Source organism: Streptomyces cahuitamycinicus, from assembly GCF_002891435.1.
GTDB classification, from domain to species: Bacteria; Actinomycetota; Actinomycetes; order Streptomycetales; family Streptomycetaceae; genus Streptomyces; species Streptomyces cahuitamycinicus.
The window spans coordinates 1-2,574 of record NZ_POUC01000707.1 but is presented as its reverse complement, the minus strand read 5'-3'; the positions used below and the strand labels follow the sequence as shown (position 1 = coordinate 2,574).

Genomic DNA, 2,574 nt, shown 5'->3' with positions numbered 1-2,574 from the left:
CCCCTGTCCCCGCCCTCGCCGTACCTGACCCGTCACACCCGGCCCGAGCGCCCCGCACGCCGCCTGGTCTGCTTTCCCCACGCGGGCGGCGCGGCGAGCTTCTACCGCCCCTGGGGGCAGTACGTGGACCCCTCGGTGGATCTCCTGGCCGTGCAGTACCCGGGCCGCGAGAACCGGTTCCGCGAACCGCTGGTCCCTGCGATGGATCCGCTGGTGTCGGCCGTCGCCGGGGAACTGCTGACCGTGCCGGCGCTGCCGACCGTGTTCTTCGGACACAGCATGGGCGCGGCCGTCGCGTACGAGACGCTTCTGCGCCTCGAACAGGCGGGGGCCGAGCACGTCACCCGCCTGTGCGTCTCGGGCCGGTCCCCCGACGGTTCCGGAGGGCCTGCGGTGCGGACGGACGACGAGGTGGTCGCGGCGGTCAGGTCCCTGGGCGGCACGAACGCGGCCGTGTTCGACGACCCCGACCTGCGGGAGCTGCTCCTGCCCGCCATCAGCAACGACTACCGCCTGATCGACGACTACCGCCGCCGGACCGACGCGCCGGTGCTGCGGGCCGCCGTCCATGCCCTGACCGGTGACCGGGATCCGCAGGTCACCCCCGACGAGGCGGCAGGATGGCGTGCGGTCACCTCGGGTTCCTTCAGCCTCACCGTTCTGCGGGGCGACCACTTCTACCTCGTATCGGCGGCCGAGGAGGTGGCCCGTATCGCCATGGAACCGGCACGGTCTCTTCCGGTTTAGCGGCATGCCCGGGGTCGGGACAGCACGCACTGAAGTCGGGGGTGCGTCGGATGTCCTGAGACCGGCCGGAAGCGGAATCTGGTCGCATGACGCGAAACCGGTCCGTACTCATCCTGCTGGTAGGGCTGCTGTTCTGCACGGGCATCGTGGGCTCCGGCACCCCGCCACCCCCCGAGACGCGCGCGGTGCGGGCCGCGGAGCGCGGCACCCACCCGCTGCGCACCACCGGCCCGCACGGCGACCCGGGTGATCTGCGGCCCCTGGGGCGCATGGTGGGCGACGCGAGGGTGGTGGGGCTGGGCGAAGCTACGCACAGCTCGCACGAGTTCTTCACGCTCAAGCACCGCGTGCTGCGCTACCTGGTGGAGCACAAGGGCTTCCGCACCTTCGCGCTGGAGACGAGCTGGAGCAGCGGCCTCCGGCTGGACGCGTACGTCCGGACCGGCGAGGGCGACCCGCGACGCATCATGGGGGGCGAGTTCCAGGACACGTACGCGTGGTGGAACACCGACGAGTACCTGGCTCTCATCGAGTGGATGCGCGCGTACAACCTCCGGCATCCGCAGGATCAACTGCGGTTCATGGGCGACGACTTCGCCTACGCGGGCCCGGAACTGTACGACGAGGTGCTCCGGTACACGGCCCGGCACCTGCCCGACCTGCTGCCGCGTATCACCGCGCTGTACCGGGGACTGCGGCCCACCACGTCGGCCGGCACCTACATGAAGTCCTACCTGACCCGGCCCCTGGCCGAGCGCCGGGCGATGGCCGTCCGCGCGGAGACGGCGCTGTCCCTGCTCGCCCGCCTGCCGGTTCCCTCCTCCACGACGGAGGACGCCCACGCCTGGGCGGTCCAGCACGCGCGGGCGCTGGCACAGACCGCGCGCGGCTACGCGTTCGACTTCGACGATCCCGGGCAGCTGAGGAGGTCCATGGGCTACCGGGACGGCTTGATGGCGGACAACGTCGCCTGGTGGGCGGCCCGGACGGGCCACAAGGTGCTGCTGTCCGCGCACAACAGCCACATCGCCTACCGCACCTCCGACCCGCGGTATCCGCGCATGCAGGGCGCGTTCCTGCGGGACCGGCTGGGCAAGGACTACCTCAGCGTCGCCGCGACCTTCGGCGAGGGATCCTTCAACGCGACGGACCCGGACGGGACGGCTCGCGTCCACACCGTGGGGGCCCCGCCGGCGAACAGCACCGAACGCTTCCTCAACCGGGTACGCCCCGGTGACTTCTTCCTGGACCTGCGCTCCTCCCCGGCCCCGGCGCGCACCTGGCTGAAGACCCCCAGGCCCACCCGCAGCATCGGCACGTCCTACCCGGAACGCCCCCACCGGATCGCCCCCGCGGATTCCCACGACGTCCTCTTCCACCTTCGCCACGTCACGTCGGCCCGCTTGCTGTCACCTCCGACCTGACCGCGTCCGCACCACGGCGGCTACCCGAGTGGGATCGAGTACGGCGAACGCCGCGTCCGACGTGTCGTGGTGGAACCAGTCCGTGAAGGCCAGGTCCCGGGCCGCCTCCGACACGGCCCACGACCGGACCGTCGCCTCCAGGTCCTGCTGGACCCTTTCGGACACCCGCCTGACGGCTGCGTCCGCCCTGGCGAACGGTGCCACACTGGATGGCATGGCGGAGACGGACCGAGAGCTCACCCGGCGGCTAGGGCCAGGGCGACGAGGACTGTGTGCCCGTACAGCAGGACGTTGGCACACGACCGGCTGGCGGAGTTGCTGACCGAGCCTGTCCAGACCGCCACAGAGCCCGTACAGACAGCCACACAGCCTGCCGCACGACGACCCCCGCCCCGCCGATATC

The 2,574-nt window shown here is 71.6% G+C and carries 3 protein-coding genes; 2 read left to right on the top strand and 1 reads right to left on the bottom strand.

Features of this window, described 5'->3' with window-relative positions; all coding sequences use genetic code 11:
• The first annotated feature begins 3 nt into the window (after positions 1-3).
• Together C1J00_RS41890 and C1J00_RS41885 are read left to right on the top strand one after the other, a co-directional pair.
• Positions 4-747, top strand: a complete 744-nt coding sequence (locus tag C1J00_RS41890; RefSeq protein WP_102914047.1) for a thioesterase II family protein — start codon at positions 4-6, stop codon at positions 745-747.
• Between the two features lie 86 nt (positions 748-833).
• Positions 834-2,171: an erythromycin esterase family protein gene (locus C1J00_RS41885; protein WP_102914046.1), complete on the top strand. Its 1,338-nt coding sequence runs from the start codon at positions 834-836 to the stop codon at positions 2,169-2,171.
• Here C1J00_RS41885 and C1J00_RS41880 read toward each other — a convergent pair.
• Positions 2,157-2,336 (bottom strand): hypothetical protein, encoded by a 180-nt coding sequence (locus C1J00_RS41880; protein WP_146046384.1) that lies wholly within the window; start codon positions 2,334-2,336, stop codon positions 2,157-2,159. The genes C1J00_RS41885 and C1J00_RS41880 overlap by 15 nt on opposite strands.
• Between the last annotated feature and the right edge of the window lie 238 nt (positions 2,337-2,574).

Coding starts and splice junctions, on each gene's coding strand:
- C1J00_RS41885 (WP_102914046.1), top strand. CDS start 834: ATGACGCGAAACCGGTCCGTACTCATCCTGCTGGTAGGGCTGCTGTTC.